This window comes from Bacillota bacterium (assembly GCA_012727955.1).
Classification (GTDB): Bacteria; Bacillota; Limnochordia; order DTU087; family JAAYGB01; genus JAAYGB01.
This window is the reverse complement of record JAAYGB010000005.1, coordinates 1-26,719: the sequence shown is the minus strand read 5'-3', so window position 1 is coordinate 26,719 and position 26,719 is coordinate 1. Positions and strand designations below refer to the sequence as shown.

Below are 26,719 nucleotides of genomic sequence, written 5' to 3'. Positions count from 1 at the left end.
AAAACAAGAAGAAGTAAAAGAACCTTAAAAAATATATTTTATTTGTGTAACCTCATTATATTTCATCCTATTCTAGGTCGCAAGTCCATTTATCCGTATAAGTGTGAATTTTTGATTACAAATGCTTCACTTTGATCAATTAGTAGATTATCCCACGGGCTTCGACACCTGGTCCTGAGCGGCTAATGGATTCCTCCCTTTTCTTGTATTTTTGGGCGCATTCATAATTGAAGGAAAGATTACCAGTTTAACGAATTATTAATTCGCCAAGAAAAGCCAAATACATGAGAGGGAGCGATGATATGAGTAAGCCAATAGTCGCGGTACAAGCAATGACGGTCCGAGAAAGTTTCCAAACCGATGGTGCCTTTGCTACCCTAAAGAAACTCCATGACATAGGATACAGAGCTGTGGAGATGTCTCAGGTAGAAATGTCCGAGGCTAACGTCAAAGAGATGAAGACCGCGGTCGATGACCTGGGGATGGATATTTGTGCCCTCAGTACCGTCGTTGAGAACACCAATCCACGCAGAAGGATGGATAGCCTAGCTGAGGACTTTGACAAGCTCCTTGAGCATGCTGAGCTGCTGGGGACCAGATATCTGAGGATAGGCGCCCTTCCCTTCGAATACATGGGCAAAAAAGATAAATACCTGGAGTATGCTGAACAGCTCAATAAGTACGGTCGGAAGTTAAAGGAACATGGGCTTAAGCTCTTTTATCACAACCATCACTTTGAGTTCGAGAAGTTTGACGGCAAATTCGCCCTTGACCTCCTAGTGGAGAACACCGATCCTGAGTATGTAGGTATTGAGCTGGATACCCACTGGATTCAGCGGGGTGGACAGGATCCCATCGCTTGGATTAGAAAACTCAAGGGCCGCGTTGAAATAGTTCATCTCAAGGACTATAGAATAGCTCCTCCTAAGGAGTTCACCGGGCCCCAGTCCATGGCTGAAATGGTACAGTTTGCCGAAATCGGTGAAGGCAACTTGGATTTCCCTGGAATTATTCAAGCCTGCATTGAGTGCGGTACAGAATACATGCCTATTGAGCAAGACAACACCTATGGTCGGGATCCCTTTGACTCCCTGCGTATTAGCATGGAAAACATCAAGAAGATGGGCTTTGCTGACCACTTCTAGAGAACCTTGACACACAAAAGCTACTATGGGGCTTCCATAGTAGCTTTTGTCATCTTAGTGCCCGTTCCCTAAGGCAGACTGGTCCCAGGCCGTTGATTGTTAGTACTCTTCCAAATGATAGAACTCTGCACTTTCCACCCAGGTCTCCGGTCGACCAATGACTTCCATCAGGTTTTCCAAAATAATCCTATGTCCATCCTCTTCCTTGGCCAATTTCAAGAATAACTGCCTTTCCCCGTCGCTGGTGGCTTCCTCCGCTAAAGTGGAGTAAAGCTGAAAACTTTCCTTTTCTAGATTGACGGCGTGTTGATAGGCCTCTAAGTAATTGGTCTCGACGCGAAAAATCTCACCGGACTTGACCCGGCTAGCGAAAATCTTCCTGGCCGCGGCTACAGCCTCTGAGTCAACATCGAGGTCCTGATACTCACCACGATCTCGCATGCTCTTGATGATCTGGTAGTGCTTCTCCTCGTCCTCGGCTAACATGGTAAAGAGCTGTTTCAGCTGAAGGTCATCGATAGCCTCCGCCTGCTGCAAATAATACTCCTTGCCGTCAACTTCCAGTTCCAGAGCCAAATCGAAGGCACTTTTCACCAAATCAACCCCCATATGTATCCTTTTGGTGGTTACTTACCTCCTTTTCCCACTGGTGAAACCTAAAAGCCCACTCCAAGGGCCGACGAAACCGTCGATCCCACTGCCACGGCATCGATAAGGGCAAAGGAGAAATCTACCAAGAAAAAGGGAGTGCACCAAGAAACATGCACTCCCAAGCTGGTCTAGCAATTGCTTCTAGCTAGCGCTGGTTCGCAGGCGACCTCTACCATCAACGGAGGATTTGACCGTCACCGAATCTCGATACTGGGCTAAGAGACCGGGAATATCCAGGATTCGAGCCAGGTCGAAGGCCTCCAGTCGATGTTCACAAAGGTGCAGTTCTGTATCAATCACTGAGGTAAGGTCAGCGAGCAGTCGATGGTACTCCATTTGGGCAACGGTGTTGTCCCAGGCAGCCACTGCCGCCAAGGCAATGGGTCCCAGCCAATCATAGGCAACAAGGGAAGGGCTTTGTCCGGTAACCCCCTGCACATACTCCAAGGCCCTAAGGACATCGTAGGCCCTCATCCAAACCAGGCTGTCCTTGAGCATAATGGCGTTGTAGTTAAGGACAAACTCCGTTCCATATAGCCCGGAATAGTCCCGGGGATTGATGGGCCGCTGTTTGACCGCTCCAATCCCCCTCACATCGAAGAGGAACAGCCGCCCCTTTTCCCGAGCCAAGTCTGCAATACCGGCGGGATTTGTCGCCAGAACCTCGGTGCCCTCCTCGGAAAGCACTAGCCAGGGAGCAGCCTTGGCATCAGCGGTAACCCAGATCCCACTGACGGCTATGCCGGGTTCCGTGAAGAAGAACACCTGATGCCACTCTAGATCGCCTTCACGGCCAGAGTCCAGGCATCGCACCCAAAGGGGATTGCGAACCCGCTCACCGAGCACCGCCTGCCGTAACACTTCTCGCGGGTTGGTCAGGGGAGGAGCCGATTGGGATGCCTCCCGATTGAAATGAAATACCTTAGGTGCCTTGGGCTGGTCAATGTAAACCTGACCAGACTCGGTGCACCACAACTCCTGATCCGGAAGGGGCTCCAGGGCAAATCCCTCGTCCTGCTCCTCGGTGAAGTCCCGTTGTGAGGTGATGGTCTCCCAATGCTCCAGGGGATCCGTGACAATAACATCCTCAAGTTGCGACCCGATCCCCATTAAGTGATACTGGAACCACTTGACAGCTTCCCGGCGCAGCAGCGAAGCATAGCGATGAATTCCCGGCGCTACAACCAACCGGAAGTTCTCCGGACGCTGGTACAACTGGTAGACATGCCGAGCTCGCTTGGCACTCTGCAAGGTCCCTTCAATGACGAAGAAGTCTGAGGCCACGGCACCAATCATAACGGGATTGGGAGCGATGGCAGTCACGAAATCATCGTAATTTATCCCTTCAGACACAGCTCCATACAGGTTTTGCTCGGCATCGTGGGCCTGGCCCGTTTGGAGATAGTGCTCCCTTGATGTAATGTAGGTACAGGGCACTCCCACTTTGATTCGCTGGTCAACCATCAGCAGATAACTGGTCTGAGTTCCACCACCGGAGTTACCGGTGACCCCAATACGATTGGGGTCAACCTCCTGGCGGGTACAGAGGTAATCCACGGCTCTGACGGCATCGTGAACAAAGTAGCGAGCAATGTTGGCACCGGTCAAGGTGCACTGCAATCCCGCATGGGAATGCTCGGTGGTTCCCCAATTGACCACCAGCTGGCCGGTCTGGGGATCTACGTACTGCATCCTCTCCCCTTGACCCAAGGGGTCCATGGCCAAGACGACAAATCCAGCTCTCACCAGAGCCTGACATACCCGCTGATAAACGGGATACCCCTAGGCCTCCCGGGAGTGACCGCACAGGAACAGGACCGCGGGTCGAGGAGAGTCGAGATCCTTAGGCAGATAGAGATTGGAGGTCACGGGAAAACCCGGGAGACTTTCAAAAATTACCTTCTCAATGCGAAAGTGCGGTCGCTCCACTACACCGGTGACCCGGGCACGCAGGGGATGGGTCCCATCGGGAAGTCCCCCTAAAGCCCGCAAAAAGGCTTCCTTTACCCGGCACCTACGGGCCTCGAACTCCTCGACGGACTTGAGTCCCTCCTTGATGAGTCCTTCCTGGGCCGTGGCCTGAATGATTCTCCCCTTGATATGTTCCGCCAGCTGATTGCCAGCATCGTAGTAGCCATTGAGATACGGGCGAAACGGCTGCATTGTCCTCCCCCTCTTGGGTATCGTTGTTGCAAAGGGCTACCTGATCCTAAACAGCATGGGATCTGCCTTTGCCTCCTGGACCATGTCCAGCAAAGAGATGACCCTTCCCTCCTGGACTGAGCGCTCCGCAGCCAAACTAACCAAACAGCTGAGAGCCCCCGTTCCCGCATCGGCCAAGGGCTGTGTCTTGTTTCTGACGCAGTCGATAAACTCCCGCACCAGACCGGCATCTCCCCCACCGTGTCCACCGAACTGTTCACCCACTTTGTATTCAATCTCATCGGCATTGTTGCTGAGCCGAAGGGTGATGGTGCGGGAGCTTTCATCGAGCTCAAGCTTACCCTGATCACCAAAGACCATCATCTGCCGGGTGTTCACCGGCGCATACAAAGCCAGATTGTAGCTGGCCTTCACCCCATTGTCATACTCCACCAACGCGCTCCCGTGATCCACCGTTGTCTTCTCCGATGTGAACACACATACGTCCCGAATATATCCGTCCTCAGACTCAGCCTCAAGGTACATACTTTTTAGGGGCTCCTGGGTCAAATCATAGTACTCTGGGCACTCCCGCCGGTGCCGGCAGGTCAGGCAACGCTCACCCTGCCATTTCCCAGGAGTGAACACCCCAAGACCACCGGTGGCTACCACCTTGGTGGGGGATCCTCCGGCTATCCAATTGACGATATCCAAGATATGGGTGCTCTTGTGGTTGAACAATCCACCGCTTTTTTCCCGGAAGCGATGCCAGCGACGGAAATAGTCGGCACCCCGCCGGTTATCGGTGGCCACAATCTGCTGAACCCTTCCAATTACGCCATCGTCGATCAGCTTTTTCGCCGTCGAGTACACTCGGTTATAGCGGAGAACAAAGCCCACCTGCAGTACCTGCTCAGGCCCCTGGGCAGCTAGGATCTTCTGGCAACCGGCAACGGTAGTCGCTAAGGGCTTCTCGCAAATTACGTGTTTGCCCGCCTGAAGAACGTCCGTTGCCACCTGTTCATGGGTAAAGTCTGGAGTCGCAACTACCACCGCATCCAGTTCCGTCTCCGCCAACATCCGATGATAATCCCGATACAAAGCGATACCTTTGACATCCAACAGTCGTGCCACGGCCTTGAGCCGCTTCTCGTTGGTGTCAGCCAGTGCCACCAATTCCGCTTCCTGGGCAAAGGCCCCCGTTAACAACCGTCCATAGGCACCGTAGGCTCGCTGGCCGGTACCAATAATTCCAAATTTGATTTTCTCTGCCATGCCCCTCACCTCACGCTGGTCAGCCTTTTGTTGCAGTTACTTGGTAGTTTCCTTGTGCTTTTCCCTCTAGATTTCTTTTACCTGATACTAGGCTAATTTGACCGCTTGACCCTTTTCCGCTGACTCATAGAAGGCCGACAGGATCTTGGTGACCTGTAATGCCTCCTCGGTCTTGACCAAGGGTTCCTTGCCTCCCAGAACGCACTCATTAACGAAAAATTCAATTTCTCGATAGTGATGGGACTTAGGATCCCGGGGTTCAAGATCAGGGACTACGTCCACCAGTCTGCCGCCTTCTTCACGGTAGACTACCACCGGCTTGTCGGGACGGCCGATGGTAAAGACCTCCATTCCCCCCTTGGCTCCGAATAGGACACTTCCGCCCCATTCCTTTTCGGTATGCAGGGCCCAACTGGCGTCTAGGGTGACACTGGAGCCGTCGGCAAAGCGAATAAAGCCAAAGGCGGAGTCCTCGACGGTGAACTGCTCCGGGTCCCAAGGACCGTGGGGATTGAAGCCTCCCTGACGTCCGATCAAATTGTGGCAGGTAGCAAGCACCTCAACGGCATCGAATTTGTCTGCCAGCCACAAAGTCATATGTAAGGAGTGGGAGCCAATGTCCACCAAGGGACCGCCCCCCTGAACGTCCCGATCAAGATAGGAACCCCAAGTGGGAACTCCCCGGCGTCTGATCGCGAGGGCCTTGGCGTGGTAAATTTCTCCCAGTGTACCGGTCTGCAGCAGACCCTTGGCATACTGCAGAATGGGATTAAAGGGACGGGGATAGGCAATCATCAGTTTCCCCGGGGATTGCCGTGAGGCTGCTAGCATCGCCTCGGCATCGGCCACCGTGGTGGCCATCGGCTTTTCGCACAAAACATTGCATCCCGCCGCCAGGGCGTCAATGGTGATTTGCGCATGGGTGCCGTTGGGAGTACAGACGCTAACAACATCGAGGTCTGCCTTGGCCAACATCTCCCGATAGTCGGTGAAAACATAGGGAATGTTATACCGGGCAGCCGCGGCCTGTGCCCTTTCGGGAATGATATCACAGACTGCGACCAACTCCGCCCGATCCAGTTCCGCATAGGACGGCAGATGGGCAGAGTTGGCAATAAAACCAGCTCCGACCACACCAACTCTAACTTTACTCGGCATTTTGGTTCTCCTCCTGGTAGGAATATAGTAATACCGGTGCTGTCAGGACCCGAGTATCGGTCACTTAGTGCAAGGGTTCTGCATGCATCCTCGGGTTCCTTGTATGACATTCTAGATCCGTCGGCAGGCGAGGATCAGGGAGCTGTGCCCCAGGATCTTTACCGGTACTCTCTCTTCGGTATAGAAGGGCAAGTCCTGCAGACTGCGACGAAACAGTTGGTCTTGGTCCGTTAATACTACCAACCGCGCTCCCGGTTCCAGGACCCGGGCCGCCTCTTTGAGAAAGGCTGGATACAAGGTTTGCATCTCCTGGGGAGTACCGATTTTGCGACCGAAGGGAAGATTTACCGCCATGGCGGTAATGGAACCGGAATCCAACGGCAGGTCGGTGGCATCCCAATGCTTGACCTCGATGGGCTTAAAGCGGGGACCGATGTTGCCCTTGGCTGCCTCGACGGCCTCGGGGTTGATGTCTCCTCCCAACAACTGGCGATACCGACCCCACATTCCCCGCTCGATAAGAATAGTACCGGCACCACACATTGGGTCACAGAAAACATCGTCATCCTTGGGCTGAGTCAAGGTGACCAGGGCATGGGCCACCGTCGGGCGCAATGAGGCCTCCAAATGCTGGGTCTTGTAGGTGCGATGCCGCATAGTCCGATCGGATAGGCGGACTCCGATCACACAGTGGGTATCACGTACCGTCACCCAAAATTCGACGTTGGCATTACTGTCCACGACCCGCCACCGACCATTGGTCCGTGTGTCCACAGCGGAGTAAATCGCGGTGGCCAAGTCTGAACGATTGAAGTTGTGCCGGCCTTCCTTGCGCGCGATTACTCGATAGGTAACCCGCTTGGGCCATTTTCGGCTGATAGCCCGGCGCAGAGCCACGCCTTGAGCAAAGGCTTCGCCCCGGATCACCGCGTTGTGAATCTCGCCTAAAGAGGAGCGGGAGCGAGTTATCCCATCACTTTCATAGAGCAAGTAAAAGACGTCCTCGGGGATTTTTAACTCCAACAGGCTCTCAGGATCGATGTCTCCACTGATCTGGACATACCCACCGGGATAGCTTTGTACCTTAAGGCCGGGATCTAGGCTGCGCACTTCCTTGGCCGCCAGCTTTTCTAGTCCTTCTACCGTCTGTAAATAGAATTTTCCCTGCAACATTCTCACCTCTGGACATTGGTCAGACTAAGACAACCTGCAACACTAACCTTAAACAATACTGCCACCCCATACCCTACCAGGAGTCTGGAACTATGTCAGAGAAGGTAATCTGAGAACCTGTACTGTCGAGAATTGGGGGATTGTATGTCATACAAATACGCCATCCATCGAGTCAACTATGAGGATTTTTCCAGCGGTCGAGTTCTCTACAACCAACGAGGGGCAACGGCCTTTCCCGTTCGCCTAGCCAGTGAGATCTACCAACGCTGCCGGGCCTTCCTAACCACCTTGGGTTTAGAGACGGGCTATACCCTCTACGACCCCCTTTGTGGCGGTGCTTATTTGCTAACGGTGATCGGGTTCCTCCACGGTACCGATTTGGTCCGAATCGTGGGTTCTGATATCGACCCCGAGGTCCTTGCGCTGGCAAAGCGTAACCTGACCCTCCTGACACCGGAGGGACTTAAAGGGCGTCTTGCAGAGCTAGAGCTGCTCTGGCAGCAATACCACAAGACCTCCCATGCTGAAGCCATGGCCAGCGCCATCCGCCTCTTGGAAGAGCTTGCCGGGAGATCTCCCATTGCCACCCAGGTTTTCTGCGCGGATGCCACCCACGGGGAACAACTGATAGCCCAAGTTGAGGGGGTCAATCTGGTTATTACCGATTTGCCCTATGGAGGTCTCGTCGATTGGCACCTCACTCCCGACTCATCTTCCCAGGCACCGGAACATCAACTCCTGTCGGCCCTAAAGCCGACTCTCACCGAACCAGCGGTGGTGGCGATTGTCGCTCCGAAGAAAGTCAGAATCAACCATCCCGCCTATCGTAGAGTTCAGCGCTTTTCCATCGGCAAGCGGGAGATCACCCTGTGGACACAGACAGACTAGGGCACTTTCTTCAAGTGCCCTTACTCCTTCTTAGCTATTCCGATAAATTTCCTCCAGTACATCGGGGTAGTTGGTGGTCATTCCATTGACTCCGCACCTCACCAGGCGAGCCATCTCTTGCTCATCCCTTCCCTTGAGTCCCCAGGCTCTAATAAGTAGACCGGCAGCATGGGCCTGTTCTACCACCGCTTCGGTAATGAAACCAGCCGGTGGACAGAGAATATCTACATCGTGGGCCAAGGCATCGGCAATTAGATCCTGGGGCTTGGTGTACACCGGTACCTCTTTCCCATCGATGCTGCGGGGTGGGGGTGTCGGCTGGTTACTGCAGACCACCAGAGCCGATGTCCGGATCTTGGATGTCAGGGCCTTGACTCTGTCCAGTACCTGCCAGTGAAAGGCGGAAATATGCACCTGGCTTTCCAGGCCCCGGGCTATAACCATCTCCACTACAGCATCGGTAATCTCAGGAAAGTAGATCCCGTCTTTGATTTCCACCACCAACTCAGTGGCATCATCAAAGAGCTCTAACACTTGGCCCAAGGTAGGAATCCGGGCACCGGCAAACTCAGGAGAAAACCAGCTCCCTGCGTCTAATTTAGCCAGTTGTGAATAAGTAAAATCCCTAACGGCTCCAGTTCCATCGGTGGTCCGATCCACTGTGGCGTCATGAATCACCACAATTTCTTTATCCCGGGTAAAGCGAACATCGCACTCCCACATTTTTGTCCCCAGCTCCATCGCCAGCAGGAAGGAAGGCACCGTATTCTCCGGCCGATAACCGGAAGCACCTCGATGGGCAATGTTATAAAAGACCTTGCTTGGCATAAGCATCATCCTTCTAACTTGGGGTGCAGGCGACCAAAACCCAGCTCATTGACGATTCGTTCCGTCCTACCACTTAAGCGGAGTATGACTATTTCCGCCAAGGTAAGAACCTCGCACCCCTCCTCCAAATGACCGCCAAAGGCCTGGTCATCTTGGGACATAGCGATGTGGAGATGAGGCTCACCATTGGATATCAAGCCAGAAATAGAAAGGATCTCTATCGTCCCCTTGCGCTCTAAGAAGGTATCCTTCCAAGGCAGCCGGTCGCCGGGCTCCACAATATGGTAACGGGCCTTGGCTAAACTGCCGATACCTGATACCACCACCCCATCGGTGATCCCCTCTTCTGCAATCACCCGCCGAATCGCGGGCAAGATGTCTTCTCCGGTATCTAGAGCCACCAGCACCGTACCTTCCACCTTACCTCCAGAGAAATGACGCACCTAGGCTCCCTCCCCATCGGCAATTTGGTTCTGGTTCAAAGCCGCTTCCAGATCGGCAACTACCTGCTTCTTCCGATTCATCTCATTGATAATCGCCTGGGTGATGCCCTGGGCCGTTGGACGTAACAGACGCTGCGACACTGTGTACTCGTTTTGTAACGTCGCCTCATCGACGGTATCAATCCATTCTGCGGGGATGTTCCTGGTGCCCTCTAAGGCCCCGGCCAAGCCTGCAGCCACCGCGGCAACACAATCGGTGTCCCGGCCAAAGTTTACCCCGGCAACAATTGCATCGTAGCAGTTGCCCTTGGTCTGATAGAAAATCGCAAAGCCCTTGGTAATTACCTCCTGGGCCCAGGACATGGCATAGGGAGTACCGGAGCCGTTATACCGAGCATAGAACTTGTCTCGCATCTCCCAAACGTCGGCACTGGACTGGGCTAGTTCAATGGCCCAGGCCAGCTCCCGCTTCGGTTGCTGATTGGTATCGCCCGCCGGCAAAGCATCTAATCCCGCTTGAACCACGGAATCCACCGTGGCATTGGGTTTCATAGCCTCGGCGATCCCAGCATTCACCGCGGCCCCGTAGTCCAAACCATAACCATGGCGAGCTTGGTACAGCTGTCCAATTTCGTAGGTATCGGCGATGGCCTGCGGTACATCACAGGCATTAATCAGCCCGATGGGATGGCCGGAACGGGCAAAGGAATTGATGCCCAAGAAATTCGTATACCGTCCGGCATCGGTAGGGGGGATCCCTGCCATCACCGCCCGATAGAGAACTTCATCGCAGGGTTCCATTTGGACACCGAAATTGGCAGGGTTGATGTCCCTAACCCAAATGGCTGCCAGGTCCGCCGCGGTGATTCTGCCGCCCTTTTCGATGATCGCGGTACACATCAGGCGTTGCCTCTCGATTCCGTCTTCAGTAGTTCCTGCGGGCCGCAGGCGACCGGCTCCGGGTTTGTCATAATGGGTGTAATGTGCATAGGGCAGTAACTCCGTTAACACTCCATACTCCGCTGCGATCCTTTCCGGGGGCCACCCCTCCACCGCGGCTCCCATGGCAGAGCCGATATTTGAACCTGCTAAGCATCCCAACACTTTGTCGTACAACAGGTTTGTCACTGGCTTATGCGCCTCCTTTGGCTTTCATTAGTGCCTTCACCTGGGTCACTAGAACTGTTTCTCCCCTTTGATTGGTCACCGTGGTCTTCATCCCGACAATACCTCGCCCCGGTTTCGATGATGGTCTCAGCTCCGATACGACGATCTCCGCCCGTAGTTCATCACCGGGACGAACCGGTGCCTTCCACTGCAGGTAATCAAGGCCGAGTCCACCAATTACCTCAGCACCCAATCGATTCTGCCTTGTCCATTCCCCCCAGATTGCCACTAAGGTGTGGAATCCTGAGGCAATCAGACCTTCAAAAAAGGAGTCCGCGGCAAAGGCAGGATCAGTGTGGATCGGAAGGGGATCATATTTGGCAGCAAATTCTTGAATCTCCTCGGCCGAGAGACTGATGGGACCAACGGTGAATACCTGTCCCAATGAGAATTCCTCAAAGTACACCTTTGTTCTCTCCTAACATCCTAACTTAGCAATTGCTTCTCCCCGATTATATACACCACCGCCCCGGCTACTCCTAGGGAGTACCCTTTCCTTTTGGACAAAACCTTCAAATTAAAAAAAAGAGCCTCCAGGTTCTTTGACTTGGAAGCTCTCTTTATCGTAAAAGTCATTTTCCTTCTCCCGATTAGGCTTGGATTTTCGGATCCATGATGTCTCGGAAGGCGTCTCCGATCAAGTTCCAGGACAGAACGAAGAGGACGATAGCCACTCCGGGATAGACAACAGTATACCAATAAAGCAGGGGATCTCCCGGTGCACCTAAAATCCAGGCCCGGGCAAAACTGATCATCTGACCCCAGTCGGCATAGCCTTCGGGAGCACCCAAGCCCAAAAAGCTCAAGGTTGCAGCAGAAACAACAATCGATCCCATGTTCATGGAAGCTTGTATCAAGACCGGGAAGATGGTGTTGGGCAAAATGTGGCGCCAGAGAATCTTGTAGGGCTTGACACCACAGGCCCTAGCTGCCTTGACGTACTCCTCCTGTTTGACCTGGAGAACACTACCTCGAATCAGCCGGGCATAACCCGTCCACCGGAACAAAATCATCGCCATTACCACTTTATCCAGTCCCCTACCCAGCACTGTGGTAATGACAATCGCGCCAATCAGGAAGGGAAAACTCATAAACATATCCACGAATCGCATGACTACTTCGTCAAATTTCCCGCCGATATAGGCCGATACGGAACCGACCAAAACCCCAATCGCGCAGGTGACACTAACCACCGTTAGCCCCACCTTGAAGGCGGTACGGGTACCCCAGACAACACCATAGAAAATGTCGTACTGACCCTGGGTGAGACCAAAGGGATGATCCTTCGATGGCGGCCTTGGCGTTGTCAACCAGCCGTACCGGGGAATCCGATAGGGCTCATGGGCATACCGCTCCGGGGTCGGAGCCAGTACCGGCGCAAGGGTAGCAACCAGAATAAATCCAAGCAAAATCACTAGACCAAGTAGTGATAATGGATTCCTAACTAATTTTCTCCAAACCACGGCTCATCACTCCAATCTGACTCTCGGGTCAATTACTGCATAGAGAACGTCGACAATTAAGTTGGTCAAGACCAAGAGGACACCAAAGAAGAGCGTTGTCCCCAAGACCAACGTATAGTCTAACTGCTGGGCTCCGGTGGCGATCAACAAGCCAATACCCTTGTAGTCAAAGACCGTCTCGGTGATCACTACTCCACCCAACAGACCGAGAATCATGGAACCGGCCACGGTCGCAACGGGAATCAAGGCGTTACGTCGGACGTGATGCTTAATCACAACGCCCTCCGGCAGTCCCTTAGCCCGGGCAGTACGAACGTAGTCTGTATTGAGAACGTCCAGCATACTGGATCGAGTAATTCGCAGCAAAAAGGCCCACCACAAATATGACAGGGTCAAGATCGGGGCAATCATATGACGGATAGCATCGAAGAACACCGCCCAGTTCCGATTCAGAAGGGCATCAATGGTGTTCATTCCGGTGTATCGAATAAACTCCCCGGACAAAATCAACTCATCAGCCCAGACAGATAGTCGCCCCGGTGGGAACCATCCTAAGACTCCATAAAATACCATCAAAATTATAAGGCCGAAAACAAAGTCCGGTAAGGACCAACCGACGATAGCAAACACCCGAGCAAAGTGGTCCAGGAAACGATTGTGATTCATCGCGGCCAGAGAACCCAGCCAAACACCGCCAAAAATAACTGGGATGATGGCAAAGATGGTCAGCTCCAAGGTAGCCGGAAATCTTCTCTGGATGGCCTCGGCCACAAACATATTAGCTGACTCGGAATATCCCAAGTCTCCCCGCAGTAGGTTCTTTAACCAACGAAAATACCGGACATGAATGGGATCGTCCAGTCCATATTTCCGGACTAGATCGTCCAAGCTTTGGTTCTTCAATTCCTCCGGACTCTGAATGTAGGTGCTAACCAGCTGATATGGCGACAGAAAGGACATCGCGACGAAAATCATCAAGGTAACGCCAAAGAGCACCACCGGAATAAAGAGCAATCTCCGAACAATGAAACTTAGCATCTGTCTCTTCCCCTTATGAAGAAATCCTCAGTGAAGAAGTCCTCCTTATTTTGCCTGAAGTAGTCGAAGTCAGAGAGATCGCACTGCAGGCGATCTCTCTGAGACTTACTGTCGTAACTAGACAACTACTTCCAGATGGAGTAGAAGTCGTAGTTGGCGCTGTATGCCGGGTTGAACTCAAAGCCCTTCACCCAATCACGGTAGACCCGGATGGCCTGGGAGTCAACATAAGGCATGACAACGGCATCTTCATAGGCTAGTCTTTGCAGCTCGGCGTAAGCGGCGGCACGCTCCTCATCGCTAGTGGCGTTGATTCCTCTGGCGATGACAGGATCGTACTTCTCCTTAGCAGTTTGCATCAAGGCCTCACCACAGTAGCCGGCAAAGGCACCGGCCGAATGCATGTAGGCAACATAGAAGTTGTGGACATCAGCAAAGTCGGCCAGCCAACCCATGAAGAAGACTGGGAGCGAACCCATGGCCAGCTTGTCAAGATAGGTAGACCATTGCATACCCTGTACCTCGACCTGGAACTTCGGGTTCAACATCTCAATGTTAGCCTCTAGAATCTCAGCAGCAGTCTTGCGCTGATCGTTTCCGGTGTTATACAGGAGGGTGACCTTGAAGCCCTTCTCCCACAGCTCACCGTTAAAGGCCTTTCTGAAGTGCTCTTCAGCCTTGTCAAGATCATAGTCATACCAAGGTTGAGTGGTATCGACATACTCCAAAATCGCCGGAGCTACGCCGTAAGGCTTGGAGCCAAGACCCATCGCAACCTGCTCGATGTAAGACTCATAGTCAAAGGCATAGTTAAAGGCCTTTCTCACGTCAGCATCGGCAAAGAAGTCGGAAGGAATTCCTCGACCATCTAGCTTACCACTGCCAACAAGGTCTTCGTTGCCCTCGATGGGGATGCTCCAGTTGAAGAACAAGGCTGCGTTGCCCAAGTAAGGCAGACCCTTTTGAACTACGACGCCTCTCATGGCTTCAACTTGCCCCAGCATAGGAGCGGAGACGGTAGCTGCGTCGGCCTCACCATTTTGCAGCATCAAGAGCCGAGTGCTTTCCTCATTGATGTACTTAATGAAAACAGTTCTGAGCTTGGCAGGGCCACGCCAGTACTCATCAAAGCGCTGGAGGACAACCTGACCGGCGCTGAGATCCCAAGCCTGCAGCTTAAAGGCACCGGTACCCATGGCCTTGTTGTACAGAGCCATTTCTTCCTTGGCTAGATTGTACCAGTTTTGCCAGGTATCGGGGTTGCCGTCCCAGCCACCGTTGGCGGCAGTCCACTCTTTGTTGATGATTGCACCCCAGCTGCCGCCCTTAGCCAGAATTTGCAGGAAGGGAGGATAAGGCGCCACCAAATTGAAGACAACGTAGTCGCCATCAACTTCTACCGTCGCATCAACGATGTCGTAGGCTGCCCGCAGGATAGCAGGATCTACGTCATTCACATTGGCGAAGTCTCTGGGACCACCGGCCATGGCGATGACATCCCGCATCGTCTGGACACCCAACAGAGGCTCGAAGAACATCCAGATGGGTCCACCAGCAGGATCTGCCAGCATTGCCCGCTCAAAGGTGTACTCTACGTCCTCCGGGGTCAGCTCCGCACCATTGTGGAACTTCACGCCCTTGCGAATGGGGAATCGGATGGTCCGTCCATCCTCAGAGATCAGGCCATTTTCTACGGACGGTACCTCAGTGGCCAACAAGGGCATAAGATCGTCAGGCGAACCGTCCTTCAGGCCAAGCAAAGTGTCATAGACTTGGTGAATTACCTCTCCACTGGCGGTATCGTAGGAACGAGCAGGATCCAGAGTATTAACTTCACCGGAAGTTACAAAGACAAAGGTCTCTGAATCCGTCGCTGCCAATGCCGGCACCGCCGCTCCCAGCAGCATCAGGACACTGAGTACTGCTGCAAGAAACTTTCTCTTCATCTACACACTACCTCCTTAAATTTTCTGGCCTTTGGCCATCTTTATTTGCCAAACTTGACCAGCCTTATCCTGCGTGAAGTTCAACAACTCCGGTCAAGTCAAGCTCCTTTGCTCGGTGACAGGCCACTTGATGTTCTGGTCCAATCTCCTGGAGCTTGGGATCTTCCTTCCTACAGATATCAGTGGCATATCTGCAGCGGGGGTGGAAGTGACACCCAGAAGGAGGATTGGCGGGACTAGGCACATCACCTTGCAGAACTATCTGTTCATACTGTAAATCCGGGTCTGGCACAGGGATTGCAGAGAAAAGCGCCTCGGTATATGGATGTTTGGGATTTTCAAACAGGTCATCTACGTCGGCAATCTCAACAATTCGGCCTAAGTACATAACTGCCACCCGATCACTGATGTGCTCCACAACGGACAGATCATGGGCAATAAACAAATAGGTTAGACCAAACTGTTGCTGCAGGTCTTCCAAAAGGTTAATTACCTGAGCCTGAATCGACACGTCCAAGGCAGAGACCGGTTCGTCACAAATCACCAAAGATGGATTCAGAACCAAGGCTCTGGCGATACCAATCCGCTGCCTCTGTCCCCCACTAAATTCGTGAGGAAAGCGATTCATATGGTGACTGCCCAGACCCACTGCCTTGAGTAACTCCTCCACCCGGTCCATACGCTCGGTCCGGTTTTTCATCCCCTGGGCCTCTAAAGGCTCTGCCACGATATCCCGAACCCGCATCCGGGGATTGAGCGAGGAATATGGATCCTGGAAGATTACCTGCATTTCATCCCGCAGACCCTCAATTGTCTTGGAGTTGACCTCTTGCCAACCACCATTCTTCCGATTGAAGCGAATTTGCCCCGCGGTCGGTTCAATCAGGTGCAGGATACTCATACCGGTTGTGCTCTTTCCACATCCACTTTCGCCAACCAGTCCGAGGGTTTCGCCGCGCTTAATGGCAAAGTCCACTCCGTCAACGGCCTTCACCCAACCTACAGGCCGACGGAATACTCCACCGAGAATGGGAAAGTATTTTTTCAACCCCTTGACTTCTAATATATAATCGGATTTCCTTGCTGTTTCAGTCACGATTGTGCATTCCTTTCCCCAGTTGTCTTGACTATCTTAGGCATGCAGCCAACACCGCACTTGATGACCCGGTTCGATTTCCACCACAGGGGGTTGCTGCAGACACTGTTCCGTTGCCTGTGGACAACGGGGTCGGAAACTACAACCCTCTGGAATGTTAGCGGGATCGGGGACAACCCCTTCAATGGGTATTAGCCGCTTGTGACGATGTCCTAGCCGTGGAACAGAGTTGATCAACCCCACAGTATATGGGTGGGCCGGGGAACGTAAAATAGTGCGAACATCGGAACGCTCCACAATCTTACCCAGGTACATTACTGCAACCTCATCACACATCCGTCCCACTACACCAAGGTTGTGGGTAATCATGATGATTGCCATGCGTTGGTACTGTTCCTGAATCTTGATCATTAAGTCAAGAATCTGGGCCTGAATAGTCACATCTAAGGCAGTAGTTGGCTCATCGGCAATGAGCAACGTGGGATTGCAGGCCAAAGCCATGGCAATCATGGCCCGTTGACGCATTCCACCACTCATTTCGTGGGGATATTCCCCGGCCCGTTGTCTTGGGCTGGGAATTCCGACCTTGGCCAACATATCCACAGCCATCTCCCAGGCTTCCTTCTTGTTCACATCCTGATGGTAAACGATGGCTTCTACGATCTGAGCACCGACGGTGTGTACCGGATTCAGAGAAGTCATCGGTTCCTGGAAGATCATGCTAATCTCGTTTCCCCGAATACTGCGCATGGCCTTGCTCTTCGGCCTCAATTTGGCTATATCAATGACGCCCTGCTCCGAATTAAAGAGAATCTGTCCCGAGGCAATGCGCCCATGGGGTTCGGGAACAAGTTGCATAATCGATAGAGCGGTCATACTCTTACCGCAGCCACTTTCTCCTACCAGTCCCAGGACTTTCTGCCTCTTTACCGATAGGCTGACTCCATCTACAGCCCGAACGATGCCGTTGTCGGTATGAAACTGGGTATACAAGTCCTCGATCTGCAAGATAGTATCTGCCGGCATCTGATCAGGAGTAGTAGAGTTTGCTGCAGTAGTCCTTTGCGCCCTCGCGTTAGAACTACCTAATGCTGAAACGAACATTCTAAAGAACCTCCGCCGTCAACTAATCTCGCGATTACGTACGTATAACTGCTGTCATAATCACGGAGTCCACTTCACCAATAACCAGAAAACACCCGAAAATATCGCCGATAGCGGCGGCAAATAACCCTCTGTTGGTTTTCGTGGATTTTATAATAGTTTTCCAAGGCAGGCGAAATCTCCTGCCTAAATTCCTGGCAGACATTGTCAATAGGGTCATGTATTCCGTATACATGACCGGTGAGCTGCCGATCTTCGACAAAAATCGGGGGATCCACTTCCAAATCCGCATCAAAGAAAATACCCCCGCATCCTCAAGATACAGGGGCATTTTCCACACCCAAGCATATCTTTTTATCCCTTGATATATACTGCTTCCGATAGTTCTTCACTTTGGTAAAAAGCGGGCATAAAGGCACCATTATGCTGTGCTGAAGGTCGTCCCCGGCGATCTAAGGCAATTACTCCCAAGGGAATTTTCGCCCCTTTCCCCGCGGTGACGATGTCCTGGCAGGCCGTATCTACTTCCCTTCCCTTGTTTACTGCTTCCACCACCGTCCGAGTTACCCCTAGTTTGATGATTCCCTCACCGTGACCGGTAGCGGAAGCTCCAGCGGCGGATGCAGCAAAGGTGCCGGCACCCAGGATCGGGGTATCCCCCACTCTACCCGGGAGTTTCTGGGGGTTCCCGCCGGTAGAGGTAGCTGCCGCGATGAGACCACGACCATCGACAGCCACCGCCCCTACCGTTGAGTAGGATTTATGTTTCTTTCTAATCTCTTGATACCGCTTCAGTACCTCCCGCAGTTCCTCGGGCAGCTTGGCCACCTGTTCCTCTAGAAGACGCCGGGCCATCTCCGTTGCCGGATCATACTCGGGAAACCCATGGAGGCGGGCAAAGAGCTCGGCACCTTCACCCACGATCAGTACATGGGGAGTTGTCTCCATCACCTTGCGAGCCACGCTGATGGGATTCTGCACCCGCTGAATACAAGCCACCCCAGCTCCCTCGCCGGCACTAGTCATGATTGAAGCGTCCATCTCAATTTCGCCACAGAGATTGTAATAGGAACCGGTACCGGCATCAAAAATCGGGTCATCCTCCATACAACGCACTGCCGCCTCAACGGCGTCCAGGGCCGATCCCCCTCGCACCAGAGTTTGGTACCCAAGCTCACAGGCCCGCTTGGCACCGCTGTTGCGGCGTTCTGCAAGGTGCGGTGGAATAACCGTATCTTCCATCCCACCGTGGACAATGATGGCTAGCACGAACTCTCACCTCGATACTAAAGTTGACGGACAAACTCCCTACCAAATCTGATGGAGTTCTCTAAGGCAGTATCATGGGGCATCCATAGTTCCTTAATTCCTTCATTCACGATGGCAAACCCGGCATCCTCTAAAATTTCAGTAATTATCTTGTTTCCTTCACCGCTCCAACCATAGGTACCAAAGGCCGCAGTCTTCTTATTCTTAAAGCCCAGGCCCCGAATTTGTTCGAGAATCCCCCCGATAGACGATAACAGCCTGCGGTTGACCGTCGGTGAGCCCACAAGGATGGCCTTGGACTTGAACACCTCCGTCACCACATCGTTCTTATCGGAGCGAGCGACATTATAGGCCTTGACCACCACCTCAGGATCCTCAGACTTGATCCCTTCGACAATCGCATCGGCCATCCTTCGGGTGCCATTCCACATGGTGTCATAGAGGACGGTAATCTGGTTCTCCTGATAGTCCTGGGCCCACTGGGCATACTGATTGACAATCTGCATTGGTTCCTCACGCCAGATCACTCCATGACTGGGGCAGATCATGGAAACCGGCAGATTGAGGCCAACCACTTCCTCAATCTTCTTGGCAACCAATCGACTGAAAGGCGTCAGGATATTGGCATAGTACTTGATGCATTCCTGATACAACTCCGCGGGATCAACGAGATCATTAAAGATCTCTTCGGTAGCATAGTGCTGTCCAAAGGCATCGTTACTAAATAGAATGTTTTCCCCGGTCATATATGTAAACATTGAATCGGGCCAATGCAGCATCGGAGCTTCCACGAAGACGAACTCCTTGGATCCCAGACTCAGTTTGTCTCCGGTTTTGACCACCTGGAAGTTCCAGTCTTGATGATAGTGCCCTTTGAGGGACTTGACAGCATTGGCTGTGCAGTAAATGGGCGTATCGGGGATCTCCCGCATCAGTTCCGGTAACGCACCACTGTGATCGATTTCTCCATGTTGGATAATCACATAGTCAATCTCAGACAGGGAGATTTCCTCTTTTAGTTTATCGACAAATTCCTTGGCGAAGGGTTCCCAGACTGTGTCGATCAGGGCCACCTTCTCATCCCTCACCAGGTAAGAATTGTAAGTAGATCCTCGATGGGTAGAGTACTCTTCTCCGTGAAAGGTCCGCAGTCCCCAGTCCACTTTACCTACCCAGGTTACGCTATCGGTTACTTTGAAGCTCACAATATCGCCTCCGCTACTTGGTAATAACTCGTGTTAGCTTGTCCCCCAGTAACTTATTATGAAGGCAACAGACTGTTCCCAGGGCAAGAAGGGGAAGAGGGGCTATCCCCTTCCTGCGCAGGCAGCCTTTGCCTTGACAAGCTCACTTTGGTGATAGCTTACCCTCTGGCGACCTTCGGAAAACCCGACTAATGATTATTTGTGAGTTATCCTGTCTTATCAACCACTTGATACATGTCAGCATCGGCCGGCAGGAAACTGGTTAGCTGACTGGAATGAAGAAAAACCACATCGCTGCGGGCACTGCTGACCCCGGCTAGTAAAATCCTGGCCTCCCGTGCCTCGGCTTCGGCCTGATCATCCCAGGTTCTTGTTTCCTCAGGATCGGGCATCACATCGGCATCACAGTGAGGAATGATGACAACATCAAACTCTAGGCCCTTTGCAGCATGAAAGGTACCGACCCAAGCCGTTGGCTCAGGGAACCAACTCTCCACATCTCTGTCAAGTTTTTCGGCTTGACAACCCAGCTTTCTCAGTTCTGCCAGGGCCGCCTCTGCCTCCTCGCCGGTTCGGAACAAGACAGCTACCGAGTACTTCTGGGAGGCTCTGGCAGCTAGTTCCAGAGCAACCTCCAGCTGATGGGCAGGATTTTGGCACTGCACGACAATAGGACGCCGCCCCTCCTCCCCTTCGGGTTCCTTGGGCAAGACTAGATCAGTGATACCGGCAAAGGGGGACATTACAGCCATCGCCCTGGTTAGTCGCGCTATTCCCCAGGTATGTCGGTAATTGGTCCTGAGCATCCACACTCGCTCCACGGCAAGGCCAGCATTCCTCCATGACATCTTGGTCTTGGAGTCATAGATTTGTTGAGCGGCATCGGCGAAGATAGTTAAGCTGCCGTAGGAGGGGATAGCCTCCGCCAAGGAACGCAGCATCACCGGGGAAAAATCCTGCCCTTCATCAACGATAATATGAGTATACTGCCGCTGATCAATATCCCGGGCCAATTCCTCTAAGAAACCGATGGCAATGTCATTCCAGTCGTAGAGATAGCCCATTTCCTTCCTTACCTGTAAGTACTCCTGATACACCTGGAACACAAGGGCACGCTCACGGGGGCTAATTCGCAGGGTCGAGCCCACTTTACAAGCCCTTTTCTCATATTCGTCGGGGCTGGTAATCCCATTTCCCGCGATCCAGGCAAATTCCCGCTTGAAGGCCTCTACCGATCGATCAAGCAGCGGTAGATTCCCTAGGGTATCGCGCGCTCGCTGGATAACATCTTGAATCAAGATGTCTTGCTTACTCCCTTGAAGCACCCCACTGTGTCGGACTGCCTGTCCCCGTTCGTCCAGATAACTGGTCGCAAATTGATGATAAGTCATCGGCTTAACATCGGTAAGTACATGGGCATACATAGAATCGAGATATGCAAGTAAACTTCGATTAAAGGTCAACAGCAGCACCCGATGGGAAGGATTGCGAGACTGCAGCCGGGCCGCTCGGTAAACCGCGGTAGTGGTCTTACCGGTGCCGGTAGGCCCCAGAACTAGGGCGTGCCCATGGAACTCGTGGTTAACGATCTCCCGTTGGATATCGTTCAGTTGGACCAACGCCATATCATAGACCTCCCTTCTTGCCAAGAGCAAGCAAATTTCTACAGTCTATGACATTGCGAAGGGTTTTACGACCAGTAACTGCCGACATCTGTCCCGGAACCTTTCCTGGCGTTTTTTCAATAACCTGGATGGGTAACACTGTAACAAAGCCCAAACTCCCCGTTGATAGGAGTTGTGAAAATGAAAAAATCTGCAGTTTTTCTTGATCGCGATGGAGTGATCAACAGAAATGACCGAGGACCAGTCAACTCCCCCAGTGAGCTGGTGCTCTACCCCAAGGCCGCCGAGGCAATCCGAGCCTTGAAACAGGCAGGATTTCCTCTCTTCGTTGTCACCAACCAGGGTGGTGTCGGTCTGGGGTATCTGTCCAAGGAGGAATTAGAGGAGATCCATCGATATCTCATCGCAGAAGTGGAGTCGGCCGGTGGTGCCATTGACGATATCGTCGCCTGTATCCATGACCCCTCAGCGGGCTGTGATTGCCGCAAGCCTAAGCCGGGCATGATTTTCGCCTTGGCTGAGAAATATGGGCTCGATCTTAAAACCAGCTATATGGTTGGAGACAGAGATACCGATATCCAAGCGGGCCGGGCCGCCGGCACCAAGACTGTCTTTGTCGGCGCCACAGACCGCGCACCCAAAGAGGCTGACTACGTTGCCCCCGATCTCTGGACCGCTGCCCAGTGGATCCTGGATCAAAGGGCGACAAAATCTTAGGAGGTCATTACGGTTTATTCGCTCCCCTTAGGGCGGGACCAATGGTGCCGTAATATTGACTGTAATGGGGTTTTTTGATATCATTACCGGGACAATCACGAAATCGAGGTATATGGGGATGGAGGATAACAAGTGAATTTTGCAGAGAAGTTTGGTAAAGAAGGCTTGACATTTGATGACGTACTTCTGGTTCCCCAAGAGTCAAGTGTGATCCCTCGAGAAGTGGATACCTCCACTAGACTAACCCGTAATATTAGACTCAACATACCAATTATCAGTGCCGGCATGGATACCGTTACCGAAAGTCGCATGGCTATTGCCCTGGCCCGTGAGGGTGGTATCGGCGTTATTCATAAGAATATGCCCATAGAAGCTCAAGCCGGTGAAATTGATAAAGTGAAGCGGTCGGAAAGCGGGATTATCGTCGATCCTATCTACCTGTCACCGGAGCATCGGATTCACGACGCTCTGGAGATCATGGCTCGCTATCGCATCTCCGGGGTGCCGATCACTGAAAATGGTCGACTGGTCGGGATCTTGACTAATCGTGACCTGGTATTTGAGGAGAACTTCGATCAGGCCATCGCCGATGTAATGACCAAGGAGGATCTGATCACCGCACCGGTAGGGACCACACTTGAAGAAGCCAAGCGGATCCTGCATCAGCACAGGATTGAGAAGCTGCCCTTGGTGGATGAAAACATGATGCTGAAGGGACTTATCACCATCAAGGACATCAAGAAGGCACAGCAATATCCCCGAGCTGCCAAGGACGACAAGGGTCGTCTGCGGGTAGCAGGAGCCATTGGTGTCGGTGCAGACTTACAGGAACGGTCCGATGCCCTTGTTAGTGCCGGGGTAGACGTCCTGGTGGTTGATACCGCCCACGGCCACTCGCGGCGAGTGATTGACGCGGTAACCTGGCTAAAGGATCGCCACGGCGATCGAGTTGATATTATTGCCGGTAACGTGGCGACGGCTGAGGCAACGGTAGCTTTGATCAAAGCCGGTGCCGATGCGGTCAAGGTTGGTATCGGTCCTGGCTCCATCTGCACTACGAGAGTGGTGGCTGGGATCGGTGTTCCCCAAATCACGGCAGTGTTTGACTGCGCCAATGCCGCCAGGGAATATGGAGTACCGGTAATTGCAGACGGAGGAATTAAATACTCCGGTGACATCACCAAGGCACTGGCAGCCGGTGCCGATACGGTAATGTTAGGTAATCTCCTCGCCGGTACCGAAGAAAGTCCCGGTGAGACAGAGACCTATCAGGGACGGAGATACAAGGTATATCGCGGTATGGGTTCCCTAGGAGCGATGAAGGATGGCAGCAAGGATCGCTACTTCCAAGAAAGCCAGGCTAAATTGGTACCGGAGGGAATCGAAGGTCGGGTTCCCTATAAGGGTCCCGTCTCGGAAATGCTCTTCCAATTAGTCGGCGGCCTCACCGCGGGAATGGGTTATTGTGGTGCGAAGGATATCCCCTCCTTGCAACGGGATGCCAAGTTTATTCGCATCACCTCAGCCAGCCTCAAGGAAGGTCATCCCCATAACGTTCAGATCACCAAAGAGGCACCAAACTACCAAGTCTAGGTATTAGCCATAACCATAGTAGTAAGTCACAGATTGATACCAAGGCCACCTGATTTTGCAGGTGGCCTTTGCTATGTCGACACAAGAGGTTTACCTATTTGTGATGCAGAACTCATAGAGATGTAGAGGGAGGTGGGGCTTTGGGGCAAAGAAGTAGAAGGATTATCCAAGGTAAGCTGATTGACGTTTTCATGATCATGCTGGTGAGTATGATCATGATTCCCCTGCTGGTAGCCACAGTGGCCGATTTTGTCGTCCGCCTAACAAACTCGGAGGTTATTACCGAGAGCATTGTCACTATGGTGGCGATGCTGGTTCAGGAGCTATCCTTTATCTGGCTGACCATTAAGGTTGTCCTTACCAGTGGATATAAAATAGTAGATATTGGCCTTCACCTCGATACCTGGTTCAGGGATCTTCTCCTGGGAATTCTTGGCGCCATAGGTCTTTTGCTAATAAATTCCTTCGGTGGTAGATTTAGCATCTGGATATTTGAGGTCCTTTTTAGTCAGGAACAGGTTGCGGCGCTGATGGAAAGGGAAAATTCGGTAATCGTCGAATTGCTGCAGCCCAGTCAACCGATGGGACAATTTGTGTTCTTGCTCCTATTGGTAGGAGTTTTAGCACCTATAGCTGAGGAAGTTTTTTTTCGAGGGTATGCATACTCTGTCCTGCGGAGTAAGTGGGGATCGACAATAGCAGCAGTGGTGACTTCCCTAGTGTTCGCAATGGTACACCTATACACCATTCACTTTCTGCCAATATATCTGCTGGGCTTGGCCCTCTGTTATCTCTATGAACGGAGCAAAAGCTTAGTGCCAGCAATTATCGCCCATGGAGCTATGAATTTGGTCATCGCCTGGCTCACCTACAGCCAGGGACTAATCTGACAAAAGCTAGCATCAAGAAAGATAGGAGACGTAGCCATGAACGTGGTAGCTCGTAAGAAGAAGCAGCAGCAACAACCAAATCGCCTGAGGCGGGAGGTTTGGAGATTGGCTGCTCCCGCAGTTGTGGAGCAGGTGCTGGTGATGAGTGTTGGCATCGTCGATACTGCAATGGTAGGTCGGGTAGGTCCTGATGCCATTGCTTCCGTCGATGTCAGCAATCGATTCATGATGTTTGCCCTGGCGGTTTTCGGGGCAATTCAGGTAGGAACTACAGCCATTGTGGCTCGGCATATTGGTGCCGGAGAGCGAAAGGAAGCCAATGAAGCAGCGAAGCAGGCACTGCTAATGGTGCTGAGCGTTGCCTTTCCCCTTGCGGCCCTCGGAATTCTTCTTGCGCCTAAACTAATTGGATTCATGATGATCATGAATAAAGCGCCGGATCCCCGAGTTGTCACGCAAGCTATTCAATACATGCGGATAGTATTTGCATCGATGCCCTTAGCCATGATCATGATGACCGTTAACGCTGTGTTGCGAGGAGCCGGCGACACCCGTACACCCATGGCCGTTACCGGGCTAACCAATGTGATCAATGTCATTGGGAATTCCTTGTTTATCTTTGGCCTTGGTCCTTTCCCCAGAATGGGAGTGGCCGGTGCTGCCCTAGGTACCGCTATCGCCCAGATCTCCGGAGGACTGCTGGTGCTGGCGGTTTTGTACAGCGACCGCTCCGTTCTCCACCTGACTCTACGGGAAAGTTACCGCTTTGATTCCCAGATCCTCAAACGGATTTTGAATGTAGGAATTCCTTCCGCCGTCGAGCAGTTTCTCATGCGGGGCGGGCAGCTGGTCTTTAGCATGATCATTGCCAGCATGGGTACGGTGGCCATGGCGGCCCATGCAATCACTTTGAATGCAGAATCCCTCTCCTTTATGCCAGGAAGTGGATTTGGGATCGCGGCCACCACCTTGATTGGGCAATATCTTGGCGCAAAGGATCCCGAGATGGCCGAGAGAAGCAGCTATGAGTCAGCCAAAATGGGAGTAGCGGTCATGGGAGTGATGGGGCTGATCTTCTTCCTGATGCCGTCCCCATTGATTCGACTGTTTACCAATGATCCAGAGGTTATCGCCCTGGGCACTAAGTGCCTTCGCTTAGTAGCGATTTCCCAGCCCTTCCTGGCGATGCTGATGATCCTGTCGGGAGCCCTGCGGGGTGCTGGAGATACTCGTTGGGTGATGATTGCTACGGTGTTAGCCCTTTGGCCTTTGCGGGTGGGACTGGCCTATGTCCTGGGGGTTTATCTAGGCTGGGGTCTGGTAGGCGCCTGGACAGCAATGGTAGTGGACCTCATTGCTCGAGCCTCGTTGATGACCTTCCGGTTCCGCAGCGGACGCTGGAAGACAATTCGGGTCTAGGGTTACTCACCTGGCATCAGTAAGGAGAATGGAATATACCATGTCTATCCTGACTATACTAGTGACGCATAGTATTAGGAGGGATGGACATGGCTGTTATTGATTGCCCTTTCTGTGGGAAATCCCTGCAGATTGAACCCGATACCACCGAGTTGCGGAAGGATTGTCAGTGTGGTTCCACCTATTTCATTGAGCCTGACCATGACAGCTATCGGATGGAACTGGCCGAAGAGATCTATATTCCCGGAAAGAGGAGTATCCCAGTCACCGACGAAAAAGGTAGATCCTTTCATGTAGTCTTCTACTAAAATTCCCGCTTCGATTCTTGACTTAATCCTCAGACCGTGGTAATATACTTATTGTCGGTGAGGCACCGAAGATAGTAAAAAGCTCTGTGCCGAAGTGGTGGAACTGGCAGACGCGCTGCGTTCAGGGCGCAGTGGCCGCACGGCCGTGTGGGTTCGAATCCCACCTTCGGCACCAT

General features: G+C 52.5%; 25 protein-coding genes and 1 tRNA gene. 8 read left to right on the top strand and 18 right to left on the bottom strand.

Annotation, left to right across the window (positions count from 1 at the left end):
- Positions 1 to 332 precede the first annotated feature (332 nt).
- Entirely contained in the window at positions 333 to 1,145 is an 813-nt protein-coding gene (locus GX030_00950; protein NLV90945.1) for a sugar phosphate isomerase/epimerase, read from the top strand.
- A 99-nt stretch (positions 1,146 to 1,244) separates the two neighbouring features.
- Here GX030_00950 and GX030_00945 read toward each other — a convergent pair whose 3' ends face one another.
- From GX030_00945 to GX030_00920, 6 genes are all read right to left on the bottom strand, one after another.
- The gene (locus GX030_00945) at positions 1,245 to 1,739 is read right to left on the bottom strand and encodes a ferritin family protein (GenBank protein ID NLV90944.1); all 495 of its coding nucleotides are present in this window, start codon (positions 1,737 to 1,739) and stop codon (positions 1,245 to 1,247) included.
- 198 nt (positions 1,740 to 1,937) lie between these two features.
- On the bottom strand, positions 1,938 to 3,542 hold the full coding sequence (locus GX030_00940) for a prolyl oligopeptidase family serine peptidase (protein ID NLV90943.1): 1,605 nt from the start codon (positions 3,540 to 3,542) through the stop codon (positions 1,938 to 1,940).
- Positions 3,543 to 3,578: 36 nt separating this feature from the next.
- Complete coding sequence (locus GX030_00935; protein NLV90942.1) at positions 3,579 to 3,959, bottom strand: hypothetical protein; 381 nt, start codon at positions 3,957 to 3,959, stop codon at positions 3,579 to 3,581.
- A gap of 36 nt (positions 3,960 to 3,995) precedes the next feature.
- On the bottom strand, positions 3,996 to 5,213 hold the full coding sequence (locus GX030_00930) for a Gfo/Idh/MocA family oxidoreductase (GenBank protein NLV90941.1): 1,218 nt from the start codon (positions 5,211 to 5,213) through the stop codon (positions 3,996 to 3,998).
- An 87-nt stretch (positions 5,214 to 5,300) separates the two neighbouring features.
- Positions 5,301 to 6,371: a Gfo/Idh/MocA family oxidoreductase gene (locus tag GX030_00925; GenBank protein NLV90940.1), complete on the bottom strand. Its 1,071-nt coding sequence runs from the start codon at positions 6,369 to 6,371 to the stop codon at positions 5,301 to 5,303.
- Between the two features lie 111 nt (positions 6,372 to 6,482).
- Positions 6,483 to 7,541, bottom strand: a complete 1,059-nt coding sequence (locus GX030_00920; protein NLV90939.1) for a methyltransferase domain-containing protein — start codon at positions 7,539 to 7,541, stop codon at positions 6,483 to 6,485.
- Between the two features lie 147 nt (positions 7,542 to 7,688).
- Between GX030_00920 and GX030_00915 the strand changes: the two genes are divergently transcribed.
- Positions 7,689 to 8,432 carry a hypothetical protein gene (locus tag GX030_00915; GenBank protein ID NLV90938.1) on the top strand — a complete coding sequence of 248 codons (744 nt, stop codon included), beginning with the start codon at positions 7,689 to 7,691 and terminating at the stop codon, positions 8,430 to 8,432.
- Positions 8,433 to 8,462: 30 nt separating this feature from the next.
- Here GX030_00915 and GX030_00910 read toward each other — a convergent pair whose 3' ends face one another.
- The 12 genes from GX030_00910 to GX030_00855 all read right to left on the bottom strand — a co-directional run bounded on the left by GX030_00910 (position 8,463) and on the right by GX030_00855 (position 21,616).
- On the bottom strand, positions 8,463 to 9,260 hold the full coding sequence (locus tag GX030_00910) for a hypothetical protein (protein NLV90937.1): 798 nt from the start codon (positions 9,258 to 9,260) through the stop codon (positions 8,463 to 8,465).
- Positions 9,261 to 9,265: 5 nt separating this feature from the next.
- The gene (locus GX030_00905; GenBank protein NLV90936.1) at positions 9,266 to 9,703 is read right to left on the bottom strand and encodes a DNA-binding protein; all 438 of its coding nucleotides are present in this window, start codon (positions 9,701 to 9,703) and stop codon (positions 9,266 to 9,268) included.
- Positions 9,704 to 10,831 (bottom strand): hypothetical protein, encoded by a 1,128-nt coding sequence (locus GX030_00900; protein NLV90935.1) that lies wholly within the window; start codon positions 10,829 to 10,831, stop codon positions 9,704 to 9,706.
- Positions 10,832 to 10,835: 4 nt separating this feature from the next.
- A complete protein-coding gene (locus tag GX030_00895; GenBank protein ID NLV90934.1) occupies positions 10,836 to 11,276 on the bottom strand; it encodes a dehydratase in 441 nt (146 codons plus the stop codon).
- Between the two features lie 184 nt (positions 11,277 to 11,460).
- The gene (locus GX030_00890) at positions 11,461 to 12,333 is read right to left on the bottom strand and encodes an ABC transporter permease (protein ID NLV90933.1); all 873 of its coding nucleotides are present in this window, start codon (positions 12,331 to 12,333) and stop codon (positions 11,461 to 11,463) included.
- Between the two features lie 6 nt (positions 12,334 to 12,339).
- Complete coding sequence (locus GX030_00885; GenBank protein NLV90932.1) at positions 12,340 to 13,371, bottom strand: ABC transporter permease; 1,032 nt, start codon at positions 13,369 to 13,371, stop codon at positions 12,340 to 12,342.
- A 125-nt stretch (positions 13,372 to 13,496) separates the two neighbouring features.
- A complete protein-coding gene (locus tag GX030_00880; GenBank protein NLV90931.1) occupies positions 13,497 to 15,317 on the bottom strand; it encodes an ABC transporter substrate-binding protein in 1,821 nt (606 codons plus the stop codon).
- A gap of 64 nt (positions 15,318 to 15,381) precedes the next feature.
- Complete coding sequence (locus GX030_00875) at positions 15,382 to 16,413, bottom strand: dipeptide ABC transporter ATP-binding protein (protein ID NLV90930.1); 1,032 nt, start codon at positions 16,411 to 16,413, stop codon at positions 15,382 to 15,384.
- 36 nt (positions 16,414 to 16,449) lie between these two features.
- The gene (locus GX030_00870) at positions 16,450 to 17,439 is read right to left on the bottom strand and encodes an ABC transporter ATP-binding protein (GenBank protein NLV90929.1); all 990 of its coding nucleotides are present in this window, start codon (positions 17,437 to 17,439) and stop codon (positions 16,450 to 16,452) included.
- A 432-nt stretch (positions 17,440 to 17,871) separates the two neighbouring features.
- Positions 17,872 to 18,786 (bottom strand): isoaspartyl peptidase/L-asparaginase, encoded by a 915-nt coding sequence (locus tag GX030_00865; protein NLV90928.1) that lies wholly within the window; start codon positions 18,784 to 18,786, stop codon positions 17,872 to 17,874.
- Positions 18,787 to 18,803: 17 nt separating this feature from the next.
- Positions 18,804 to 19,991: an anaerobic nitric oxide reductase flavorubredoxin gene (locus tag GX030_00860; protein NLV90927.1), complete on the bottom strand. Its 1,188-nt coding sequence runs from the start codon at positions 19,989 to 19,991 to the stop codon at positions 18,804 to 18,806.
- A gap of 206 nt (positions 19,992 to 20,197) precedes the next feature.
- On the bottom strand, positions 20,198 to 21,616 hold the full coding sequence (locus GX030_00855; protein ID NLV90926.1) for an AAA family ATPase: 1,419 nt from the start codon (positions 21,614 to 21,616) through the stop codon (positions 20,198 to 20,200).
- Positions 21,617 to 21,796: 180 nt separating this feature from the next.
- Between GX030_00855 and GX030_00850 the strand changes: the two genes are divergently transcribed.
- The 6 genes from GX030_00850 (at position 21,797) to GX030_00825 (ending at position 26,718) form a co-directional block, all read left to right on the top strand.
- Positions 21,797 to 22,333: an HAD family hydrolase gene (locus GX030_00850; protein NLV90925.1), complete on the top strand. Its 537-nt coding sequence runs from the start codon at positions 21,797 to 21,799 to the stop codon at positions 22,331 to 22,333.
- Between the two features lie 132 nt (positions 22,334 to 22,465).
- Positions 22,466 to 23,926, top strand: a complete 1,461-nt coding sequence (gene guaB / locus GX030_00845; protein NLV90924.1) for an IMP dehydrogenase — start codon at positions 22,466 to 22,468, stop codon at positions 23,924 to 23,926.
- Positions 23,927 to 24,066: 140 nt separating this feature from the next.
- On the top strand, positions 24,067 to 24,816 hold the full coding sequence (locus GX030_00840) for a CPBP family intramembrane metalloprotease (protein ID NLV90923.1): 750 nt from the start codon (positions 24,067 to 24,069) through the stop codon (positions 24,814 to 24,816).
- Positions 24,817 to 24,852: 36 nt separating this feature from the next.
- A complete protein-coding gene (locus GX030_00835; protein ID NLV90922.1) occupies positions 24,853 to 26,235 on the top strand; it encodes an MATE family efflux transporter in 1,383 nt (460 codons plus the stop codon).
- 89 nt (positions 26,236 to 26,324) lie between these two features.
- Positions 26,325 to 26,543, top strand: coding sequence for a hypothetical protein (locus tag GX030_00830; protein ID NLV90921.1), 219 nt, complete (start codon positions 26,325 to 26,327; stop codon positions 26,541 to 26,543).
- Between the two features lie 88 nt (positions 26,544 to 26,631).
- A tRNA-Leu gene (locus GX030_00825) sits at positions 26,632 to 26,718 on the top strand.
- The last annotated feature ends 1 nt before the right edge of the window (position 26,719 follow it).